Annotated in this window: 4 protein-coding genes; 1 reads left to right on the top strand and 3 read right to left on the bottom strand. The window is 66.5% G+C overall.

Going from position 1 to position 2,838, the window contains the following annotated elements; genetic code table 11:
* Positions 1-96: 96 nt before the first annotated feature.
* On the top strand, positions 97-588 hold the full coding sequence (locus ACWF9Z_RS36600; protein ID WP_453609933.1) for a phosphotransferase: 492 nt from the start codon (positions 97-99) through the stop codon (positions 586-588).
* Positions 589-995: 407 nt separating this feature from the next.
* Here ACWF9Z_RS36600 and ACWF9Z_RS36605 read toward each other — a convergent pair whose 3' ends face one another.
* The 3 genes from ACWF9Z_RS36605 to ACWF9Z_RS36615 form a co-directional block, all read right to left on the bottom strand.
* Complete coding sequence (locus tag ACWF9Z_RS36605; protein ID WP_371681023.1) at positions 996-1,238, bottom strand: hypothetical protein; 243 nt, start codon at positions 1,236-1,238, stop codon at positions 996-998.
* Between the two features lie 28 nt (positions 1,239-1,266).
* Entirely contained in the window at positions 1,267-1,920 is a 654-nt protein-coding gene (locus ACWF9Z_RS36610) for a trypsin-like serine peptidase (protein ID WP_373919818.1), read from the bottom strand.
* A gap of 544 nt (positions 1,921-2,464) precedes the next feature.
* On the bottom strand, positions 2,465-2,838 hold a 374-nt coding region (locus tag ACWF9Z_RS36615; RefSeq protein WP_453609936.1), incomplete at its 5' end, for a transposase.

Genomic DNA, 2,838 nt, shown 5'->3' on the forward strand with positions numbered 1-2,838 from the left:
CGGTCAGGCCCCCACCCTCCGGATAACGCATACCACCGGCATACCGCAGGGATCATGAACCGTCACCACCCGACGACAACCCGAAATCCTCAGTACTTGGTCCGCGACGTCGACGAGCTCGCCGCTCACACCATCGCCGTACTGGTCAGCCCCGCCGACGCCCTTGGGGTGGTCAGCCAGGATTTGACGACTTCGGCTGGCAGCCGCACCCACCGAGAGAACATGCTGCTCACCCCGGAGGGCACCATCGCGGTCATCGACTTCGACGACTACGGCCCCGGCGCCTATACCCTGGACATCGCCACCGTCCTGTCCTCGATCCACCGCCTGTGCCGCGACGAACCCGAGGTCTACGCCGACTTCGCCAGCCGCTTCCTGGCCGCGTACGAGAAGTTCCGCCCACTGCCCGCATCCATGGACCGCTTCGAAAGCTTCCTGCTCCTCCGCGACGCCTTCATCGTCCACTTCGTCACCAGCTCGACCAACAGCGAAGTCGCCACCTGGGGCCCCCGGCGCGTTGCTGGCCTGATCACGCAGATGCGCGCCCACCTCGACGGACAGCCCTACCCGGGCACGATCGCCACCTGAACGCCGTAAGGGCCAGACGATGATGGCTGCGCCCAGCGCGGTCGGCCCGGACCGGAGTCAAGCCGTCGACGTCGCCACGCGATCGGTAAAAAGAGGAGTGGCACGGTGTAGACGCGGTGCCCCCTCCTCTTCGTGCGGGCTCAGATGAGGCGGGCAGGACGGCGGCCGTGTCCTGGTAGCTGTGAGTCCAGGGGCCGTTTCCAATGGAAACGGCCCTTGCCTCTTCCGCAGAGTAACTTTACGCACGGGTAATTCCGGTGGGGTGTGGCCAGTAGCTGTCCCGGACCAGGGTCCCGCGTGGGACAAAGCAGCCCGCCACCGGCGACATGGACACGAGATGGTCCCGGACCCGATGGGTCCTGGACCATCTCGTGTCCGCGTTCTGCCGCGCCGTATCCGAGGCGGAGTCAATGGCCGCAGGTCGGCTCCGGTTTGGACGGCATGGGGGCGGGCTTGGCGCTGTGCATGCGTTCGTCGGTCCAGTACGAGGCGACGGCCGACGGGTCGTCGGTGACGGGCCGGCTCGTTGCCTGGTCGGCCGCCGCGGGGGGTGAGGAGGGAGGGCAGTCGCCCGCCGTGCTGGTAGCCCGCCCGCAGCCGACGGCCAGCAGGAGGATGGTGAGGAGCAGGGCGGTCCGCTTGGTCGGCATGCGGTTTAACTCCCGGCATCCGAGGGGGTCAGGAATAGACGTCGTCCTGTACAAGACTGTAGAGGTTGCTCACAGCCGAGGTGAAGGGCGAGCTGTAGAGAGTGCTGCCGGAGGTCGACTCGTTGATGCCCACGGCGTAGCCGAGCCCGGTGGCGTTGTCGTAGTTCTGGAGCCAGGGACCGCCGCTGCTGCCGCCGTTCAGCGGGCAGGGCATGCCGAGCGTGTTGTCGCTGGTGTCCAGGGTGGCACTGCCCAGGCAGTAGTACTGCCACTGGCCGTCGTACGGAGCCTCCGCGGGGTAGCCAAGGGCGGTCACTCCCAGGACTGCCTGGGGGATGGAGCCCCATGTGCGCAGGCCCTCACCGCCTACCGTGTGGCCCAGGGTGTCGGCGTTGTTCCACACGTTCACGAAGGCGACGTCGTACTCGCGGTAGTGATTCTGCGTCCAGCCGTTGAAGGTGGTCATGTTGGCCGCGTACCACGTGCCGTAGGGGCGTGCGCCGTGGTCGTAGTAGGGAACGAAGATCCAGTTGGTCATCCAGGCGCCGTCGTAGACGCAGTGCCCGGCGGTGAGGACCACGTTCTGGGCGGCACTGTTCACCGAGGAGCCCGAACAGACGTAGTCGTTGCCGTTTGTGGGATTATGATAGAAGACCTTGCCCACCAAGGTCGACGCGTTCACGGTGGCCGCGAGCGTAGGGCCGGTCGCCGTGTCGCCGGCCTGGGTCGCTGGCACGGGCTGCTGCACGGCCTTGGGCCCGGCCGGGGTGACCGATAACGGGGTCCGACGGGGGGCCGCTGACGGCTGGTCCTTGGCAGGCGCGGATATGTGCCGGGCATTATCAGCCGGGATCGCAGCCTCCATGCGGGCGGGGGTCCACACATCCGCGGTAAGCGTTTTAGGGGCCGCACTGGCGTTGGACACCGGGTTCCACGGGGCGGCGGGTGCGGCTTCCGCTGTCGAGATACCGGCGAAGGCGAGGAGTGCGGAGCCGAGGACTGCTGCCGCCTTGGATCTGAACCTTGGCATGGACGTTAACTCCACAGTGTTTAGGGTCAGTTGCGATCGCAACGCTGTCACGATTGAAGAGAATGCGGTCAAGCTTGACTGAAAGACTGCGCATGTTTGACCGGAATGACCGAGCAGCCCGGAACCGGCCCGGCCCGGCCAGGCAGTGCGACATGAGGTTCCGCCGCTATGCGGGAGGTGCTGACTACTGAGGTTTTCAGGGTGGGGTCGGTGGTGTGAGGGTCAGGCGGGTGGCGGTGAGGCAGCCGTCGATGAGGCGGGGCTGGAGTTGGATTTTGCGTAACTCGCGGCGGAGTATGCGGTCGAGGTCGTCGGGTGCGTCGAAGGCGGTGTTGGCCATCGCTCTGCGCACCAGTGACCAGACGGCTTCGACGGGGTTCAGGTCGGGTGCATACGCGGGGAGTCGGACGGTGGTGAGCCAGTCGTGTTCGGCTTCATACCGCTTCAGCCCGGCGGCCAGATGGGTGTTGAGATGGTCCCAGACCACCACGATGGGGCCGCCGAGCTGGATATGGGCCCTCACCAGCAGGTCGCGGTAGTCCTGCCAGGAGAAGCTCTTTCGGGCGCCCT

It is taken from the genome of Streptomyces sp. NPDC054961 (assembly GCF_053609145.1).

Bases quoted from the DNA above. Each gene is read 5' to 3' on its own strand.
- ACWF9Z_RS36605 (WP_371681023.1), bottom strand. From the start codon at position 1,238: ATGCCGACCAAGCGGACCGCCCTGCTCCTCACCATCCTCCTGCTGGCC.